This is a genomic window from Alistipes shahii WAL 8301 (assembly GCF_025145845.1).
Classification (GTDB): Bacteria; Bacteroidota; Bacteroidia; order Bacteroidales; family Rikenellaceae; genus Alistipes; species Alistipes shahii.
On record NZ_CP102253.1, the window covers coordinates 2,356,841 to 2,375,971 of the forward strand.

General features: G+C 49.7%; 12 protein-coding genes and 2 tRNA genes. 11 read left to right on the forward strand and 3 right to left on the reverse strand.

Annotated elements, in window-relative coordinates:
• Positions 1-89 precede the first annotated feature (89 nt).
• The 10 genes from NQ492_RS09995 to NQ492_RS10040 all read left to right on the forward strand — a co-directional run bounded on the left by NQ492_RS09995 (position 90) and on the right by NQ492_RS10040 (position 11,915).
• Positions 90-163, forward strand: a tRNA-Asn gene (locus NQ492_RS09995).
• Between the two features lie 118 nt (positions 164-281).
• A tRNA-Val gene (locus NQ492_RS10000) sits at positions 282-356 on the forward strand.
• 117 nt (positions 357-473) lie between these two features.
• A complete protein-coding gene (locus tag NQ492_RS10005) occupies positions 474-1,691 on the forward strand; it encodes a site-specific integrase (protein ID WP_015547426.1) in 1,218 nt (405 codons plus the stop codon).
• A 200-nt stretch (positions 1,692-1,891) separates the two neighbouring features.
• On the forward strand, positions 1,892-2,818 hold the full coding sequence (locus NQ492_RS10010) for a hypothetical protein (RefSeq protein ID WP_015547427.1): 927 nt from the start codon (positions 1,892-1,894) through the stop codon (positions 2,816-2,818).
• 423 nt (positions 2,819-3,241) lie between these two features.
• Positions 3,242-4,813 (forward strand): hypothetical protein, encoded by a 1,572-nt coding sequence (locus NQ492_RS10015; protein WP_231839914.1) that lies wholly within the window; start codon positions 3,242-3,244, stop codon positions 4,811-4,813.
• Positions 4,814-4,935: 122 nt separating this feature from the next.
• Positions 4,936-5,682, forward strand: coding sequence for a DUF5131 family protein (locus NQ492_RS10020; protein ID WP_044054479.1), 747 nt, complete (start codon positions 4,936-4,938; stop codon positions 5,680-5,682).
• A gap of 168 nt (positions 5,683-5,850) precedes the next feature.
• Entirely contained in the window at positions 5,851-6,237 is a 387-nt protein-coding gene (locus NQ492_RS10025; RefSeq protein WP_044054480.1) for a DUF6908 domain-containing protein, read from the forward strand.
• A complete protein-coding gene (locus tag NQ492_RS10030; protein ID WP_015547430.1) occupies positions 6,234-6,509 on the forward strand; it encodes a hypothetical protein in 276 nt (91 codons plus the stop codon). The genes NQ492_RS10025 and NQ492_RS10030 overlap by 4 nt, the downstream gene beginning before the upstream one ends.
• 605 nt (positions 6,510-7,114) lie before the next feature.
• Complete coding sequence (locus tag NQ492_RS10035) at positions 7,115-10,147, forward strand: SusC/RagA family TonB-linked outer membrane protein (RefSeq protein ID WP_015547431.1); 3,033 nt, start codon at positions 7,115-7,117, stop codon at positions 10,145-10,147.
• Between the two features lie 19 nt (positions 10,148-10,166).
• Complete coding sequence (locus NQ492_RS10040) at positions 10,167-11,915, forward strand: SusD/RagB family nutrient-binding outer membrane lipoprotein (protein WP_044054481.1); 1,749 nt, start codon at positions 10,167-10,169, stop codon at positions 11,913-11,915.
• Positions 11,916-12,834: 919 nt separating this feature from the next.
• Here the strand turns inward: NQ492_RS10040 and NQ492_RS10045 are convergent.
• The 3 genes from NQ492_RS10045 to NQ492_RS10055 form a co-directional block, all read right to left on the reverse strand.
• Positions 12,835-13,575, reverse strand: coding sequence for a hypothetical protein (locus NQ492_RS10045; RefSeq protein WP_009599008.1), 741 nt, complete (start codon positions 13,573-13,575; stop codon positions 12,835-12,837).
• A 1,624-nt stretch (positions 13,576-15,199) separates the two neighbouring features.
• Positions 15,200-16,639, reverse strand: coding sequence for a MobV family relaxase (mobV, locus tag NQ492_RS10050; RefSeq protein ID WP_015547434.1), 1,440 nt, complete (start codon positions 16,637-16,639; stop codon positions 15,200-15,202).
• A 366-nt stretch (positions 16,640-17,005) separates the two neighbouring features.
• A complete protein-coding gene (locus tag NQ492_RS10055) occupies positions 17,006-18,229 on the reverse strand; it encodes a site-specific integrase (RefSeq protein ID WP_026318660.1) in 1,224 nt (407 codons plus the stop codon).
• A gap of 395 nt (positions 18,230-18,624) precedes the next feature.
• On the opposite strand from NQ492_RS10055, the gene NQ492_RS10060 reads away from it, so the two are divergent.
• Positions 18,625-19,062, forward strand: a complete 438-nt coding sequence (locus NQ492_RS10060) for a lipocalin-like domain-containing protein (RefSeq protein ID WP_015547436.1) — start codon at positions 18,625-18,627, stop codon at positions 19,060-19,062.
• The last annotated feature ends 69 nt before the right edge of the window (positions 19,063-19,131 follow it).

Genomic DNA, 19,131 nt, shown 5'->3' on the forward strand with positions numbered 1-19,131 from the left:
TTTGCGAAAAAATCGTGCAATAATTTTGCGGGAATGAAAAATTGCTATATATTTGCACTCCGAAACGACGGGATAACCCGTTTCGAAATGCCTGAATAGCTCAGTTGGTTAGAGCACATGACTGTTAATCATGGGGTCCTAGGTTCAAGTCCTTGTTCAGGCGCAGATGCGCGAGGGTTGCGTAAAGGTTCTTTCAAAAAACGCCTGCAAGGGGTCGTCCGTAAAAGGGTGGTCCGGAGGGTGATCGGAAGATTGCCTTTGCAGTCCCAAGCCATTTTTAGGGGAGCTTAGCTCAGCTGGTTCAGAGCGTCTGCCTTACAAGCAGAGGGTCGGGGGTTCGAATCCCTCAGCTCCCACAACTGAAAATCAACGACTTACAGTAATGTAGGTCGTTTTTCTTTTGTATACCTCCGTGGTCGGTTTACACGTTTTTTGCCCGTTTGTGTTAACCAATGTGTCAACCGAAATGACGCATGAAAGCAAACATCGAGGTCATTTGTTACAAGTACAAACCTCTCAAAGACGGAACGCTTCCTTTAATGCTCCGAGTTACGAAAGACCGCAAACGCAAATACGTTTCGCTCGGCCTTTCCCTGCAAGAAAAGTTTTGGGATTTCGAGAAAGGCAAGCCCAAACGAAATTGTCCCAACAAGGAGCAAATCGAACGGCTGATAGCCGCAAAAACAGCGGAATACAACGATTTGATTGTCGAAATGACCGCCCAGCAACGTGAATACACGGTGGAAACGCTCGTGTCCCATTTTCATAACCAAGTCCGTTGCGCTACGGTGGTCGAATTGTACGATAAACTGATTGACGACATGAAACGCGGCGGTAAACTCGGCAATGCAGGCGTTTACAAATACTCCCGTACATCGTTGCTGAAATTCACGGGGCAGCGGTTGCAAATCCCGTTCAGCGACATTGACGCCGTGTGGTTGCGTCGTTACGAGAATTGGTTACGGACGAGCGGTTGCGGTGATACGACCATTAGCCAACTCTTTCGAACGTTGCGTAGCGTGTTCAACAAGGCGGTAGAATTGCAGTTGGTGAAACGGGACTATTACCCGTTCGATGCCTATAAAGTCAGCAAATTCGATACGCGGACGAAGAAACGGGCCATCACGAAAGAGGACGTGCGCAAGGTTATTGCACTCGATTTGTCGCAAGGCTATCCCTCCGAACAATTGGCGCGTGATATTTTCGTGTTCAGCTATTTTGGAGCAGGGATTAACTTTGCAGACATCGCCCTGCTGAAATACGGAAATGTACGGGACGGTCGGGTGCAATATGTTCGCAAGAAAACGGGCAAACCTATCAATTTTCTGCTGACGGAAGAAATGCGGAATATCATTGCCAAATACCAGCAACAAGGACAGACGGATGAAGATTATATTTTTCCGATACTCGACCGCCGTGTGCATAGGACGGAGCAGCAGAGATATGACCGAACGCATAAGGTGCTGACGAATACGAATCGCTGGTTACGCAAAATCGGACAACGGGTCGGCATCGAACATCTGACTACCTATGTCGCCCGTCACACGTTCGCCACGGTTTTGAAGCGTTCGGGAGTGAATATTGCCATCATTTCCGAATCGCTCGGCCATTCTGATTTATCGACTACCCAAATCTATTTGGATTCATTCGAGAACTCGCAGATAGACGCTGCAATGGTTCATCTATTATAGACAGGAAAGAGGACAGACATCGACAAGGGGTATAGATTAAGCCCCTATGTCAATGTTTGTCCTCCTAATTCTGCTGATCTTGTGGTTAGCTATTATTGGTAGAGATAGGACAGACTTGGTAAAAGGGGTTAATTATAGGCCCCTTTTCCAAGTTTGTCCTTTATTTTTTGTATATTAGGGACTACTAACCACAAATTACTATGGATAAGGATAACAACTTCTACCCTCATGTTTTTACATGGGAACAATTCCAAAGAGCATTGCTCTATACGAAAAAGTATTACGGCATGGATGCCCCCTATTTCTATCGAACAGCCAACGCAGAATTGGCAGGTAAAGACCAACCTATCACGATCTACAATCGTCTTATGTTCGAGGATTTCTGTAAACGGTTGCTATTCTCTGATAAATCCTCCTCCAAATATATGGAGCAGATACCACAAGAGGAGATTGCAATTATATGGGCGTTGATGTTAGTCGAATGGGGATTGTTGTGCGAATGGCTGAAAGACCAAGACAGCGATTATACGCTCGGCGATTATTATGCGGACAACCCCAATGATTATTACCAAGACCACATGCGGGAGGAGTTATTGAAAACCTATCTGTTCTGTAAGCAAACGCCCATCCGCCCGCAGAGGACGAATGAAATCATACTGACGGTTAACAAGGGCTATCCCAAATATCGTCGTTCACTTACTCTGCCGAACTTCGAGAATTGGGTATTACGCGGTGCGTTGTTGCAATATTGCGAGAGCCATTTGGAAGACATACACTCGGTAGAGGAGGCACAAAAGGCGTTGGATGCTTACCATGAAAAAGGGCGTAAGGCTGATGAAAAAATCGACCGCATCATATACGGGACTTATACGATGTTCAAGGATGCCGCCAAAGACACGCGGGCAACCAGCACAGGATTGTGTCGTATTATCACTAATTATCTGTTCTATCTCGGCATGATCTCCAAGTATGAGGTAGAAAACGAGCAACTCATTGCTGGACGCATTAAATATATGTTAAAACAAGGAAAACAACCTCGATTTACATTGCGTATATTGAGCGGGAAAGAAGCCCTTGAGGAGTTGAGTAAAAGTGGTCGAAATACGTTCGAGGATATGATGAAATAATTTGATTTACAAACTATTTTTTAGAAAGAATAGATGGCATTTTCGCTGTCTATTCTTTCTCTTTTTTAGCTGTGTTTTCTCCAAAAAAAGAGAGACTTTTGCCCTCGTAATCAAATCACGCTGGCCAGCAGACAAGGTTACGGAGTAAGCCGAACGCCAAGTGGAGGCACAACAGAATAAATACACAAAAAGATGAAAATCAAAGAGATTAACATCAATGAAGGACAATATCTTGAAGACGTAATGCCTAAAATCCTTGTCAACCAGAGGCCAGCGATCCCTACCAATACCATCCTTAATAAGGTGATGACGGGTTGCGGTGCTACATGGCTGGAAATCCATTCAGAGCGACATTCCATCGTTATCGAGCCGAACGTGCCCGTGATTATTGGGAAAAAGGCTCAACACCCATTCCTCTTTGCTGTGTACGAGGGTACGACACGCGAGGACGTGAAAGCCTACCTTGCAGGTGAGGAGGACGGCTATCGAAAAATCATCACCACGCCAGAGGGATTCGACAAGAAAGTCCTGCCCGCCATGTACGAGTTGGGGCTTGAGGTGTACGAGGAGTATTTCCTCCTATTCGATGAATGCGAGAAGCCCGTACAAGACGTGGGCTATCGCGGGGACATCTACCTGCCTGTCGAGGATTTTTTCAAATTCGAGAACAAAGCGATGGTTTCCGCAACGCCTATCGTTCCGTCCGACCCGCGTTTCGAGGTGCAGGGGTTCGAGATGATACGAATTGTTCCCACCTATGACTACTGCAAGGATTTGACGGTAGTCGTGACCAACAACACCGTATGCGTACTGCGGAAACTGCTGGAACGCTATCGTAAGGCAGGCGAAAAGGTCTGCATCTTCTTCAACTCGACGGATACGACGTTAAGCCTCATTCAGACCCTCAAACTACAAGGACGGTGCAAGGTATTCTGCTCGGAAAAGAGTGTGCGCAAACTCAAGCGCGAGGGATTTACAGCCGTGAGCGACAACCTCACCGAGTTGGCCGAGGTCAATTTCTTCACCAGCCGCTTCTACTCGGCCGTGGACATCAAGCTGGACTACCAGCCGAACGTCATCGTACTGACGGACGTATTCCATGCACCGTACTCGATGATCGACCCGCAGACCGAGGTGGTGCAGGCCATCGGTCGCTTCCGTAACGGCGTGGCAAAACTCCACCATGTAACGAACACTTGCAACCAGTTGGAGAGCCTATCCCGTGAAACGCTCATTCAGCAGTTGGAGAGCAAGGAGGCCATATATAACAAGGTGGCCGCAATCCCTACCGCCAACGAAATCGAAAAAGGAGCATTGATGAAGGCCATAGAGGGGATGGAGTATAAACGCTTCGTAACCCGCGACGGCAAACGTAACTGGTTTATGTGGGACAATGCGTGGGAGGACGAGAAGATAAAAGCCTACTACAAATACCCCTCGACGGTAAAGGCTGCCTATAAGAACGCACCGTTCCACGCTAAGATCGTCAAGTATAACGTCGCTATTACGGACGAGGATCGCCTGCACCGTAAGCAGGCAGGGCTGAAAAGCACCAAGGAATTGTGGCGGGAGGTGGTAAGCCAGCTCGACAGGTTGCAGACAGCCAACCCCGATGCCGAGCCGAGTTATATGCTCGACGAGTTAGGCGACGAGTTCGAGGCGATGGTTAAAGCCCACACGATACTGGGAGCAAAACGCATCGAAGCCCTCGGTTACGACCGCCGTAAGATCGAGGCCGCATTGGGTAGCATCGAGGAGAACCGATTGCTGACCTCCGAGAAGATGCAACAGGTCGTCTATGCTCGTTTCCACTCGGACGACATCGTACCAGCCAACGAGGTGAACGCTTACATGCGCCAACTGATAACCGACAACGGCATCCCGTTCGAGGGACGAGTAGATCGCAAGGTCATCGGTCTGTTCTTCGAGTTGGAGGACTGCAAGCAAGGCGGAGCGAGAGCCTTTAAGTTCGGCAAGAGGAAATACGAATTTTAGAGGCAGGTAGGCAGAGGACAGACTTGGATGAGGGGTCTATATTTAATACCCCTCGACCAAGTTTGTCCCCTCCCTCTCAAAAGCTATACAGAGAGAAATTAATAACTAAAAATATTTAAAATATGTCTACAAAAATAGAATGGACTGGTGAAACATGGAATCCCGTTACAGGATGTACGCAACTATCGGCAGGGTGTGCCAACTGTTATGCAAAAGCGATTGCGTTACAGATGCAGAAGAATGGAGTGAAAAAGTATGTGAACGGATTTACGGTAACGATGCACGAATACGCGCTGAACATGCCACGACTATTACATGAACCCTCGTTCATCTTCGTATGCTCGATGGCCGACCTTTTTCACAAGGACGTGCCGTTTGAATTTATAGATAAGGTGACGGATGTTATCAGATCGACACCGTGGCACACATATCAAATTCTTACGAAAAGAGCCGAGCGGATGGCCGAGTATTTCGCAACACGGGCGATACCCACAAATACTTGGCTCGGCGTGTCGGTAGAGGTTCCGAGTGTAAAATATAGAATCGACTGCTTGCGCAATCTGCCTGCTTCGATACGGTTTTTATCGTGTGAGCCATTAGTGGAAGATTTAGGTACACTCGACTTGACGAATATAGATTGGGTAATCGTGGGAGGTGAGCATGCAATCAACGCACGACCGATGAAAGAGGAATGGATATTGTCGATAAAAGAGCAGGCAGACAAACAAGGTGCATTGTTCTTTTTCAAGCAATGGGGAAGCATCGGCAGGGATGGTGTTTATCGAAGCGTAGAGCGCAACGGTAGCGAGTTGCAAGGAAAAACATATAAAGCCATGCCCGCGGTGAACAGGCATACGTTGTTCGGGTAGGCTGGCAATATATGAATAGACAGAGGACAGACATTTTCGAGTGGCCTATATTCTATACCGCTCGACAATGTTTGTCCTTTTCTCTTGGGTAGGATATATACTGCCCACGAACAGATACATGAACTAAAGCCCCTCCCCATTGTCAAATGTGAAATCAATAAAAAAGCCATGAAAACATTGGACAGAAAGGCAGCAGAAATCTTACGAGGATTATTGGCCCTACAAACCACAAAAATTGACAACACAGACGGAGTGTATATGCCTGTTCATATCGAAATCATCGACAGAACCGAGAACTACACCCACATTTCGCTGGCTCATTACGGCCAACAGAATGGAGATGCCATGCGTGACCCTGAAATGATTATCGCCCTGCACAAAGAATCACAGCAGTTCATTCCTTACTACTACCGCAACGATTATATGGGTATGGAGCAGTACAGCGTTAGATGGACAAACGAGGGCATTTTGCTGAACCGTCGTTTACAGGCAGACCACACGACATTCGCTAATCAATGGCTCCGTAATATCGCTACACAACAGCACCTATTATGACTGCACGGCGATTGGTGGAGAACTGCGTACTGACGAATCAAACCGCAGTCGTGGATGAAATGCTGAATAAGAATTTGCTACCAGAAGAATATATCTATCCGTTCTTGGGTGATGTCATGGAATGGTGGTTAATTGATTCGTGGTTAGCTGAACGACTGAAAAGAGAGGGAGAAGTAATCATCGACGAATACGGTTGCTATTGGTGGGGCAGGTTAGCGAGCGGACAAGCTATCTACATGGACGGCGTGATACAGAAGATTGCAGGTGAATGAAACTCGGCTTGCATATCGACATAGCAAAACTGCAAATTACAGAGATTAGGGGCTTTGCAATTCCGAGAAGATTTTGCAACCTCTAATTTCTGTTTTTATGCTGGCATAAGGTCGATAATTGTAAACACGAATTATCTGCAACTCATAATTACAGAGGTTATGCAGGCGTAAAGTCTATTTTTAATCTGCAACAGTTCCGAGAAATCGGAAAGATGTTTTGCTTTTTAGTTTGTCTTGTCTATCTTTGTGGGACATACGACAAACACGGAAAGTGTTGCTTATTCTCGTTGATGGAACGTAGGAAATTCTAATCTGTAGAGAGAAAGGGCAAACATCTTACCGCGTCATATCCTTGTACAAGGGATATAGGCGTGGGGCTGTTGCTTATTTTATTTTTTAATATATAATTTGACATTTAATTAAAATATATTTATCTTTGATTTCATAACACTACTTTTTAACATTAAAATATGCCGCTATAACACTGCTTTTTCTATCAAACCAAAGATACGGCGTCACTCCGGAATCTTTACTCTTGTTCAACTAAAACCCACTTATTTATGAGGAAATTAACCAACCGAGCACTTTTCATCTGCTTTGCTCTGATGACGTCCTTTTGCCTCATTGCGCCGGCTACCGCTCTGCGTTCCTACGCGCAGGAGGGGGGGGGCAGCACCCTTGAAGGCCTGATCAAAGACGACTCCGGGCCGCTTCTCGGAGCAACGGTGATTGTGAAGAACACGACGCGCGGAACGACAACCGACATGGACGGCAAATTCCGTCTGGAAGGGTTGCAGCCCGGCGACGTACTGCAAGTAACCTACGTAGGATACGACCCCTACGAGGTGACCTACACAGGTCAGACGACACTGGACATCCTGATGACGACGACCGCCAACCAGCTGAACGCAGTCGTAGTGACTGCCATGGGTATCGAACGTCAGTCGAAAACACTCTCCTATGCTGCCGAAACGGTCGGCGGCGATGACGTGGCCGACATCAAGTCGGTCAATATGATCAACGCGCTGCAGGGCAAGGCCGCCGGTCTGCAGATTACCCCGAACTCGACGGGCGCGGGCGGATCGTCGAAAATACTCTTCCGCGGTAACAAGTCGATCAACGGCTCGAACCAGCCGCTGGTCGTCGTCGACGGCGTCCCCCTGATGATGAACATCACGTCCGAACAGGTCAACAGCAACTGGGGCGCCCAGCGCGACGGCGGCGACGCCATGTCTACGATCAACCCCGACGACATCGCCTCGATCTCCCTGCTGAAAGGCGCGTCGGCCGCCGCCCTCTACGGTGCGGTAGCCGCCAACGGCGCCATCATGATCACGACCAAATCGGCCATGGCAGGGCGTCTGGCGGTGAACGTATCGAGCAACACGACCATTGACACCCCGCTCTCGCTGCCCGAATTCCAGAACACATACGGGGCGAACGGCCAATACAGTTGGGGCGACAAACTCGCGTCGAAGGCTCCCGATTACGCCGAGAAGTTCTTCCGTACGGGCTGGACGACCAACAACTCGATCTCGATCAACGGCGGCGCCGAAGACCTGCGAGCCTACTTCTCCTACGGCAACGTAACATCCGGCGGCATCACCCCTGAAAACGACTACTCGCAACACACGCTCAACGCCAAAGTCGGTTTCGACCTTTTCAACGACCACATCAAGGTCGATTTCAACGCCAAATACGTGAACCAGCACATCTCGAACCAGCCGGCCGGCGGTTTCGTCTTCAACCCGCTCGTCGGCACCTACACCTTCCCGCGCGGCGGCGACTGGAACGGCTACAAAAGCAACTTCGAGACCTACAACGGCGAGCTCAACGCCAACGTCCAGAACTGGGTGACTACCACCGACGAGACCAACAGCAACCCCTACTGGCTGCTCAACCGCGAACGCCCCGTCGTCGAACGCAACCGCTACGAATTCGGCGGATCGATCAAATACCAGATCATCGACGGACTTTCGCTCACGGGCCGCATGCGCTACGAGCGCGCCGACGAACACTACGTACGCAACCACTACGCGTCGTCCTACGGCAATAAATACACCTACGGCAAAATGGACGACAACCGCTACTTCAGCGAACAGCTCTATGCGGACCTGCTCGCCCAGTACAACCATACGTGGGACGATTTCTCGCTCAACGCCACCCTCGGCACCAGCATGATGCAGACACGTTCGAACAACGTGAGCCTGCTCTACGAGCAGAGCAAGTTCGTCGCTCCGGGCAACGGCGGCGCCTACTATCCCAACATCTTCAACCCGTCGAATTTCTACATGAACGGCACGACCATGGGACTGGAGCGCAAACGGCTCAACTCGGTCTTCGGAGCTGTCACGTTCGGCTTCAAAGAGGCGCTCTTCCTCGACGTGACGGCCCGTAACGACTGGTCGTCGGCCCTCGCTTACACCGACGGCTACTCGTTCTTCTATCCTTCGGTGGGCGCCAGCCTTCTGCTCAACCGTTTCGTGGACATGGGCCGGAATATCGACCTGTTCAAATTCCGCGGTTCGTACTCCATCGTCGGCAACGACGTCCCCGTCTACAAGACCAATCCGCGCTATACCTACGGCGACCAAGGCGCCATCAACCCGCCCGAATCGGTGCCGTTCCGCACGCTGAAACCCGAAAAGACCCACTCGTTCGAGGTCGGTTTCGACGGAGAGTTCTTCCAGCACCGTCTGCACGTAAACGCCACCTATTACAAGACCAACACCAAGAACCAGTACTTCGAGGTGACGCTGCCGTGGGAGAGCGGTTACAAATCGCAGTTCGTCAATGCGGGCAACGTCCAGAACCAAGGCTTCGAACTGACGGCCGGCTGGTTCCAAGACTTCGGCAATGAATTCACATGGTCCACCGATCTGAATCTCTCGTACAACGACAACAAAATCATCGAGCTTTTCGACGGTATCCAAGACGGCGTAACGGTCTCCAACTTGGGCGGCGCCAAAGTGATCCTCTATGAAGGCGGCCAGTATGGCGACCTCTACGTCCGCACGCTCAAACGCGACGAGAGCGGCAAACTGGTGACGGAAACCCCCGAAGGCGCCGACTACCAGATCCCCGTAAACGGCGGCGAGCAGAATTCCGACCTGAAATACATGGGCAACATGAACTCGAAGTGGAACATGGGCTGGAACAACACGTTCCGCTACAAGGATCTGACACTGAGCATGCTCATCGACTTCCGCATCGGCGGCAAGGTCGTTTCGATGACCGAGGCCACACTCGACGGATACGGCGTATCGGAACGCACGGGCCGGGCGCGCGACCGCGGCTACGTGATGCGCGAGGGCATCAAATTCTCGAACGTCAAGGCTTACTACGACGTGGTGGGCGCGACAAGCTTCAACTCGGTCTACAACGTCGAGGATTACGTATACGACGCGACCAACGTCCGTATGCGCGAGATTTCGCTGGGCTACACTTTCCGTAACCTGTTCGGCCAGTCGAAAAACCTGACCCTTGCGTTCATCGCCCGCAACCTTTTCTTCTTCTACAAAGACGCCCCGATGGATCCCGACGTGTCGATGGGTACGGGCAACGGCCTGCAAGGCTTCGATGTCTTCAACCTGCCGACCACGCGCAGCTTCGGTCTGAACGTGAAACTGAATTTCTAATCAAAAGCGTTTACACATTATGAAACTCAAGAATATTCTTAGAAACGTTACCGCAATGGCGCTTCCCCTCGCACTGTTGGGAAGTTGTACGGGAGATTTCGAAGAGCTGAACACCAATCCCTACGAGATCGACCCCGAAGAACTGCCGTTCGAAGCGCAGTTCTCCACTCCCCTCTCGTTCAGTTACCCCACCCACCAGAACCTGTTCCAGTACTGGACCTCGTTGTCGATCGACAACTACGGCGGTTATTTCGAGGTGCCGCACAGCAACTGGACGATGGCGCGTTACGACCTCGCCCGCGGGTTCTGCGGCGGCATGCACGAGAACTTCATGCAGAAAATATTCAACAACACCCGCCGGCTGATCAAACAGTGCGACGCCGCCGGACAGCATGACTTCGCAGCCGTAGCCCGCATCGTCGAAGCGTATAACCTGCTCCAGTATACCGACACCTACGGCCCGGTTCCCTATTCGTCGGTCCTCGCAGCGGACGAACTGGCCGAACGCCCCAGCAGCTACGCCTACGACAAACAGGAAGATATCTACAAGGCGATATTCGCACAGCTGGACAAAGCGCTCGAAGGACTGGATACGGAGACCGCAGGTCTCGCATCGTTCGACAGCTGGTGCAACGGCGACCGCACGCTCTGGAAGAAGATCGCCAACCAGCTCAAGCTGCGCATGGCGCTGCGCATCGTCAAGGTAAACCCCGTCGATGCTGAAAAATACGCCAAGGAAGCCATTCAGGCCGGAGTCCTCGAAGACAAGGACATCCTTATCAACAAGTCCTACTCGAACGAACTGCGCCGCATGATGGACTGGCTGGATTCGGGCATCGGTTCGTCGATCGTAGCGTTCATGAACGGCTACAACGACCCGCGCCGCCCGCTCTATTTCACCACCAACGTCCGCCATCTGGTCAAGAAGACCGCCGAACCGACAGGCGAGAAAGACCAGAACAACGAGGACATATACAACGAAAGCGACATCCTGATCCGCAAGGGAGCGCAATACATCGGAGTTCCCGTAGGCTGCGAATTGGGCAATAAGAACGGCGGCAACGACAACCAGCGCGTCTACTACTCGTTTCTGGCCGGCGGATATGCGACGCCGCAGCCCATCATGTTCGCCGCCGAAGGCTGGTTCCTGCGCGCCGAAGCCAAACTTCGCTGGACCGACGCCGGGCAGCAGAGCGTAAAGGAACTCTATGAAAAGGGTATCGAGGTTTCCATCCGCAACCAGAAGAGCTACCGACAGTCCGACGCCGCGGCAGCATGGACCGAGAAGAAACTGACGGCCCCCGACTGGGCGGCTATCGACGATGCGGCTATCAGCAGCTACATCAACGACGATACCTCCTCACCTGAGGGTTATACGGACCCGTGGAAGCCGGAATACAACTCCGATCCGACCACCAGTATCACGGTGAAGTGGGACGAAGGCGCTTCGAATGAAGAAAAGCTCGAACGCATCATCACCCAGAAATGGATCGCCAACTTCCCGCTCTCGACCGAAGCGTGGGCCGATTACCGCCGCACGGGCTACCCCAAACTCTTCCGTCCGAAGCAAAATCTGGCCCCCTCGATCATCGACACGCAGCTCGGCCCGCGCCGCCTGCTGTACAACGAAACGGAACTGAGCTCCAACACCGTCGAGGTGAACAATGCCATCCAGCTGCTGAAGGCTGAATCTTCCGAAGTGAAAGGCGACGGCGACACCGGTGGCACCCGTCTGTGGTGGGACCGCAAGGACAAAGGCAATTTCTAACCCCGCCGATCCGTTTCACTCATAAACCGGGACTCCGTCGTATAACGACGGAGTCCTTTTTTCCATCCGACACATCCGAATCGGGCTCCGGCGCATTTCCGACCACTATCATGCGGCATACCATTTTTTCATGCCCCCGAATGGCTCGTACCGGAAACGGACAGATGATTTGCAAATATCAACTATTTTGTATTCATTTGTAATGAAGATAAAAATTAAGGTTAAAAACTTGTTTTAGTTGTAGCGGTAGCGACAGAGTTGTGAAACACCGTCGCTACATTTTTATTACCGGAAAATAGGCTATATATCAATTATTTTTCGTAATTTGCAGAAAACCATTTTAATCTTATTGCCCATTCGTCATCAAAGCCATCTAACACGGTAACAAGAAATAAAAGGGAAGAAGGTACGAGGCTCATAACCTCGTGCCTTCGTTTTGTATTTAGCACTTAAATCGAATATTTTTGCAAGTTCAAAGAAAATTCCTACCTTTGTTTTTGACAAGGGTTATTTGACAAGATGATTACGCAAAGTAGCGAATTTCGCACATTCTCCAAATCGTTACTAAAACCCCTGTAAAATCTTCTTAAAAGTCTGTTTGTCAGATTGATATATTTATCAACTGATTTATTAAAATATATTTTAATTAAATATCAAATTATATATTAAAAAATAATACGTGAAGTTCAGTATGTCCATAATGATATTTCGATTGTTTATTTCATTATAAATATATTGAATTTCAGCAAAATACACAAATGTCTTTGTATAAATTTTACGCATGATTTATTCGTGTTATGTTAAAAATATTAACGGACGTTATACGGATAATCATATTTGCAAATTATTCTCGTTGTTATATTGAAAACCATCTCCGCTAATTGGTGAGGAGTACTCTGCGTTTTCCGATGGTTTACGCCTAACTTTTTACGCTTCGTGTCGGCACGAATTTCTTTCGACTGATCCTCGTCCTCGGTTTTTTGGCTATGGGCTGGATTTCGGCAGACACTTCGGCTTTAGGCTTCCGCCCCCGCCTTTTTGGAGGCACTACCTGCAGGCAGTCTATGGCTTTCAGCCGCTCGTATTCCTCGCGCAACTCGTCGATGATCCGTCGGTTGTTGCTTGCAATACAATCGCGCAGGAGTTTTACATCTTCGCGGCTGAATCCGTAATGTTTAATCGTTTCGCGCGTCAGTTCGAAGGGCGCGTTTTCCAGAACCGCCCGACGGCACAGGTAAGCCAACAAATGCGGATATTCCGTTACGAAAATTTCTACCGTCAGCTCCTTGCGGCTCGTAGCGCAGAAACGCTCCTCCCCGTTGAAAGGGTTCTCCATCAATTCCCATTCGGGAAACTTCGTGGCCCATTGCTCGCGAAAAAAATAGGCATTGAAATTAACCCGGAAAGAATCGATGCGGCTGTCGAAGTTTTCGTAATTGTCGTTAAACTCCGCAACTGAAAATGTCTTTTCGTCGGGATGGCTTTCTTCATCGTCCAGCGTAATCCAAAATACCGATTTCGGAGCACCGCACAAGATTGCATAGACAAAATGCGCCTTCTTTTTCAGATCATCGAAAAATTGCCGGATGTCGCTTTTGCGGATGTCGCAATCCAAACAGTCTTGAAGCAGATTCCCCAGCGTATAGGATTTTTGTGGCATGGTTCAGTAGTTATGGGTTTATAGAACAATTCTTAAACGTACGCAAAGGTTATAGGCACTTCGAGAATACAAAATAAAGGGACGACCGAATTGTAATTGCAATAAAATAACGATTGTCTGTTAACTAATCGTGGTTGGTCATCCCTTTTTCTATTAAAAAGACAATGCCAAATACGTTAGGCGATGGTTGTGTGACAGTGATGATGTAAGTCCGTATCGAGTTTCGGCATTGCATTTAACAAATATCTTAAATTATTGTGAGAATACAAAATATATCGTAAAAAAACAGGTGCGGAAACAGTAAAGTCAGTAGTGGGAAAATATGAAGCTAAGATTCGAGTATCCCGCACCCGTTATCGTAAAATTGAAGTATCGAAAAAGAGGGGCGGTAACGGACTGGTACGCCTCACACCACGATAAACGAAAAAGAGCATCCTTCGGCTTATCGTTTCCGTCCGCCCCTCGGCTTCCGAAACGCGGGCCTATGGAGGCAGGAGATTTCGGAAGCATTGTTACAGAAGAAGCAGGAACCGCAACGGACTTACTTGACATGATAGCTACATCACTTCCCTTGTCACTCTCTTTTTTAGCGGTTCCTGCATGATGAAAAACGGGTGCGGGACTGTCGATGAAAAAAATAGTGACGCAACTTCGACATGAAGAATTCCAATGTCCCGCACCCAGTTCGGAGAACGGCCCGCCGTTACCAGATTTAGGTGCCTTTAAAGCGGGATTATTATCGACGGCGAGCGTTCTCGTTACAGCGAATGACGGCGCCCCACCCCGCACCGACCGAGGGTCGGCGGAACGTGATTCTTTCCGATTGGGAGTATATGGCCGTAACATCGTATTATTAAGGGTTCGTTATTAAAATCCTCGTTCCGGCCTAAACACATAAAAAAGCACGGAACGCAGGTACAGCCCCAACGGTCGGCCTTGCGAGCCTTGGATTGGTAACTGCCCTTACGCCCGTGCCCGCCCACGGCACAAAGCCGCAGGCATGACAAGGGTTTCAGACAAATTTTACACCAATCCTAAAACCTATTATATCGCTATAATAGTCGCAAGTTTACCGCTGGTATAAAGGTTGTCCTAACCTTATGAATATGTTACGGCTATGGCGCCGTTTTCATCCGCAAAGGTAACATATCTTTTTCAATTTTAGTTATGCGACCCGACTGATGCCATAAAAGAATGACGAAACGTGAACCCGGCTCTGAAGAACCCCGCTGTCCTTTACAAGAAAGGTATGCGGCTTGCGTTACTTACGCTGCGTAGGTCGTAGGAAACCCGTCTGACTTCGTAACACAAGAGGCCCACGCCCGTCAGGTGTAGTTGCCTTAAATGTACTGCCCCGTCAAGGCGTGGTACGACCCGACAAGGACTCTCTTGTTGCCGCAGACTGTAAATTTCCTACGTTTACGCAAACAGCAACGCGATTCACGCCTTTACAGCGGATCGCTTGTCCCAAAGGTAGCACAAAAAATTCGAATCCGCAATATGTTGCGGGCACTTTTTGTGCCGTAGGGTTTATGCCGCCCGAATAGCCCATGTTCTGGCTTTAACGGAATACGCCGTCCTAAAACAACAACGGGACGGCCTTTGGGTTCCGTCCCGCTCGTGGTTACATCTTCATCCCGCGCCTTTGCTCCGTTTGTTCGATGTCAATTCCTATCCGCTCGTAAAACTCCTTTCGTTGCTGTCTGAACCACTCGTCGCAGTCCTTTCCGTTTATGGTGAACTGGAACCCGCTCGGCCCGTCCTTGTCGGGTTTGAATTGGAGAATGACATCGTTCGCCCGAAACGTATGATTATACCTTATCGAATGCAGCTCGCCCGTATATCTGTAAGGTTGCATCGTAAACAACGCTTTGGTCCGCTCCTTGTCCAACCCGACATCCTTGCAGTAATTTTCCCATTTCAACAGCCCCTTTACATAGGGACACAACTCATCGACACGCATCAAGGCTTTTATGACTTGTTGTGCTTCCTGTTTAAGGTTGGCCACCTCTTTATCGTGTCCGGCCTGCATGGTCTTGATCTCTTGTTGCAGTTGCCCGATGCACTTATCCTTGTCGGCAATTACCCCTTGCAAATCTGCAATCTGTTTTTCATACCTCGCGGGCTTGGGGTCGTGGAACAACGCTCCGATCCTTTCTACGGCTTTCGTCGTGGCATTCACGGCCACGCCTTTGAGTTTGTCGGTCTTGATCTCCCATCGGGTCTGCGCCAACTCCGTTTCGGCTTTTGCCAGTTCTTCTTTCTTCTTCCGCCGCTGTTCGTCGATAGCGTTGCAGTCTGTCTGTGCGGCTCGTTGCTGTGCTTGGAGTGCGGCAATGTCTACCGTCAGCGTTTCTTTTTGTCCGATCATCGCTTCGATCTGTTCGGCCATTTCATTTTTACGGACGAACACCTCGCGGTAATACTGCTGCGTGGATATATGTTTGGCTTCCGAACCGTCGATGCCGCGTTGCAGTCCGTATTTGGCCATCGCTTCGGCATAGGTGGTCTGATAGGCTTTGAGTTTGTCCCGTGCCATCACATCGTCGGCACATAGGCGCGGGCGGTCTTTCTTAGTGCGGTAGGTTCTCTTTCCGCTTTGGGCGTTCTTCTCCCGCTCCAGCTTAGCCTTTCTGCGTTCGCCCCGTGTGATCGGCACGACGGTCGCGTGGATATGCGGCGTCTTCTCGTCCAGATGCAGGACTGCCGACACGACGTTCTCTTTTCCGAAGGTCTTTTGCAGCCAGCCGCAGGAATCCTTGGCCCATGCGTCCAACTGTCCGGCCTGCCGGATGCGCTTCATATCTTCGGGGCTTCCGGAGAGCATGACACGCAGGGCCCTCACTTGGTTCTTTCCGATCTTGCGTTCCAGTCCGGCGTTATCCAGCCGGTGCTGGATCGCTTCGGTGCGGTTGGTAACATCTTTGGGAAATTCGATTAACTCTTGGTTCAGGTAGGTAAGTGTCGTTATGACGTTGGCGGGTGTTATTCTCCGCTCGACGTGTCCCGACATGGCGGCATCCGTTCCGGCCGCCTTTTCGATATGCAATACGACATAGCCCATAGCGGTATAATTTTAGGTAGTTGATAATTCGGTTGTAGTCAGACAAGGATTCGGAATTGTCCCGGCGGTTGAACCGAGGAACGAATATCCGCCATCCGGGGTGTCCAGAGGGGCGACAGCCCCTTTGGCCTATTGGGGCATTTTCAGCGTTGCGGAGCAATGCGGAGAGAAAAATGCCCTAATAGGCTATGCCTTTTGTAAAAAGGCGCGGGCGCGAAGCGGCCGATCTGTGGGCGACGGTGCCGCCGTGGTGTCCGTCAGCAGGGGAGCCGATGAAAGAGAACCGACGGCCCGCAAGCCCGTGCCCCTGTGCGCCCTTCGGGATCCTCCATAAATCCCGAAGGGCGCACAAGGGCCAAAGGGCTGTTACTCCGCCAGTCGGTATTTGTCGCCCAAACGCTCGGTAAGCGCCGACATGTCGCGGCTGATCTTTTCATTGGTGATCTTCGCGTAAATTTGGGTGGTCTTGATATTCGTATGACCTAACAGGCGGCTGACGGTTTCGATAGGCATACCCTGCGAGAGCGTGATAGTCGTGGCGAAGGTATGGCGGGCGAGGTGGAAGGTGAGTTTGTTTTTAATGCCGCATTGCTTGCCGATCTCGCGCAGGATGTCGTTGCAATGGCAGTTGCACGGCATATAAAAGACATGGTTGTCGAGCCGCTGATCCGCGTATTTCTCGATGATGCGTTTGGGAATATCCAGCAGGCGGATACGGCTTTCGGTATTGGTTTTCTTACGTCGCGTGATGATCCACAGGTTACCGTCGAACATAGTTTGAAGGTTGTCCGTGGTCAGCCCTTTCACGTCGGCATAAGCCAGCCCCGTGAAGATGGAGAAGACGAACAGATCGCGGATGCGGGCATGCGCCTTGTTGGCCGTTTTATAGTTCATCACGGCCTTGATCTCCTCTTGCGAGAGATAACCCCTGTCCACGCTTTCGGGAGAGTTGATATAGCCCGAAAACGGGTTGAACGGCAGGCGCCCGTCGTTGCGGGCAATGGCGACGATATGTTTCAAGACGATCATGTAGCCCCACACGGTATTTGTGCGGCATTTCTTCTCCGTGCGCAGGAAATACTCGAAATCGTTGATAAAGGTAAGGTTCAGTTCTTTCAGCGGGATGTCCTCCCGGTGGTAGGTATGGGCGAGGAACTCCCGCACACGCTTACACACGCAGCAGTACTTTTTCCACGTGGCGATCTCACGACTGAAACCCACCTTTTTCCGGTATTCGACATTGTGCTGTTCGAAGAGTTTCAACAGCGTTTCCTGCTTTACTCCGATACCGAGGTAGGCATCCCGCAGTTTGGCGGCCGTGACATAGCCGTCCGACTGCATCAACTCCTGATAGCGGCGGTTCACCTCGACGCGGATTTTATCGACGGCAAGATTGATTTGCATGGCCTCGACGCTCTTGCCCGTCGCCCGGCCGTTCTTGACATCCCATAAACGCGGAGGAACGTCCATTTTGCAACTGAATTGTTTGACCTCGCCATCTACTGTAAGACGGCACATCAAAGGCAGATCGCCGTTGGGGCGGGCGCTGCCTTTCTTCACGTAAAATAAGACCCGAAACGTGCTTCGCATAATAAACCCGATTTTTGGTTACAAAATTAATGTCTGTCGGGCCGTTTGTCAAGATGAAGAATAACGCAAGTAGCAGTAAAAGAATGCGTTACAAACAAAATTCAAAGCAAGTACCGCGTAATGATCTGGTAACGATTCTTATTCAGCAATAGGCCGTAAAACCGCTTCGAACGAATTTCTGTATAACGCAAATCAATGCGCTATTGATTATAAACCAGCACCTTAAGCCATTCGTTGCGTTGTCCTGCTAATCTCTTGAAAGTTTATTTTATCTACAAGGTTTCCTACGACCTCATCAACTAAAGTAAGTTTTCGGCACCACGCTTTCTGTTTAATTAAATCAAGCAATTAACCGTCGCGGTGGTGCGTAGCGACAAATAAAACTTATTACAACTATGAAAAAGTTGTTTATTATTGTGGCCGCTATGTTTGTGGCTGTTTCTTTCTCGGCTTGTTCCGATGATAAGGATGAAGCGTCCATTGTCGGAGAATGGCAATTAACCCATTCTGTCGGTTACGTAATTGAGGCAGGAGAACAGTATGATTTCGACAAGACATTTCCCGACGATGGTTACTACACAGGGTACATTTTCAATGAAGATGGCAAGGGAACGTATTATGCAACATATACCAATTCCACCACTCCCGAAGAATCAACCCCTATTACCTACTCTATTTCGGGAAAGACGTTAACAATAACTGCATCGGGCGATACGCAGACCTTTGAAATTAAAGAACTATCCTTTGCAAAACTCGTTTTATATGAGAATAATTTAGATGCAGAATATGTTGAAACAAACACCTATAAAAGGGTAAAGTATTCGCATAATTAAGGACAGACTTGGAAAGACGGTCTATATTATACCGCTCTGTCCAAGTTTGTCCTTTCTATATTTTAGGTT

Bases quoted from the DNA above. Each gene is read 5' to 3' on its own strand.
- NQ492_RS10020 (WP_044054479.1), top strand. From the start codon at position 4,936: ATGTCTACAAAAATAGAATGGACTGGTGAAACATGGAATCCCGTTACA.
- NQ492_RS10010 (WP_015547427.1), top strand. From the start codon at position 1,892: ATGGATAAGGATAACAACTTCTACCCTCATGTTTTTACATGGGAACAA.
- NQ492_RS10055 (WP_026318660.1), bottom strand. From the start codon at position 18,229: ATGCGAAGCACGTTTCGGGTCTTATTTTACGTGAAGAAAGGCAGCGCC.
- NQ492_RS10035 (WP_015547431.1), top strand. From the start codon at position 7,115: ATGACGTCCTTTTGCCTCATTGCGCCGGCTACCGCTCTGCGTTCCTAC.
- NQ492_RS10040 (WP_044054481.1), top strand. From the start codon at position 10,167: ATGAAACTCAAGAATATTCTTAGAAACGTTACCGCAATGGCGCTTCCC.
- NQ492_RS10060 (WP_015547436.1), top strand. From the start codon at position 18,625: ATGAAAAAGTTGTTTATTATTGTGGCCGCTATGTTTGTGGCTGTTTCT.
- NQ492_RS10025 (WP_044054480.1), top strand. From the start codon at position 5,851: ATGAAAACATTGGACAGAAAGGCAGCAGAAATCTTACGAGGATTATTG.
- mobV (WP_015547434.1), bottom strand. From the start codon at position 16,639: ATGGGCTATGTCGTATTGCATATCGAAAAGGCGGCCGGAACGGATGCC.
- NQ492_RS10030 (WP_015547430.1), top strand. From the start codon at position 6,234: ATGACTGCACGGCGATTGGTGGAGAACTGCGTACTGACGAATCAAACC.
- NQ492_RS10005 (WP_015547426.1), top strand. From the start codon at position 474: ATGAAAGCAAACATCGAGGTCATTTGTTACAAGTACAAACCTCTCAAA.
- NQ492_RS10045 (WP_009599008.1), bottom strand. From the start codon at position 13,575: ATGCCACAAAAATCCTATACGCTGGGGAATCTGCTTCAAGACTGTTTG.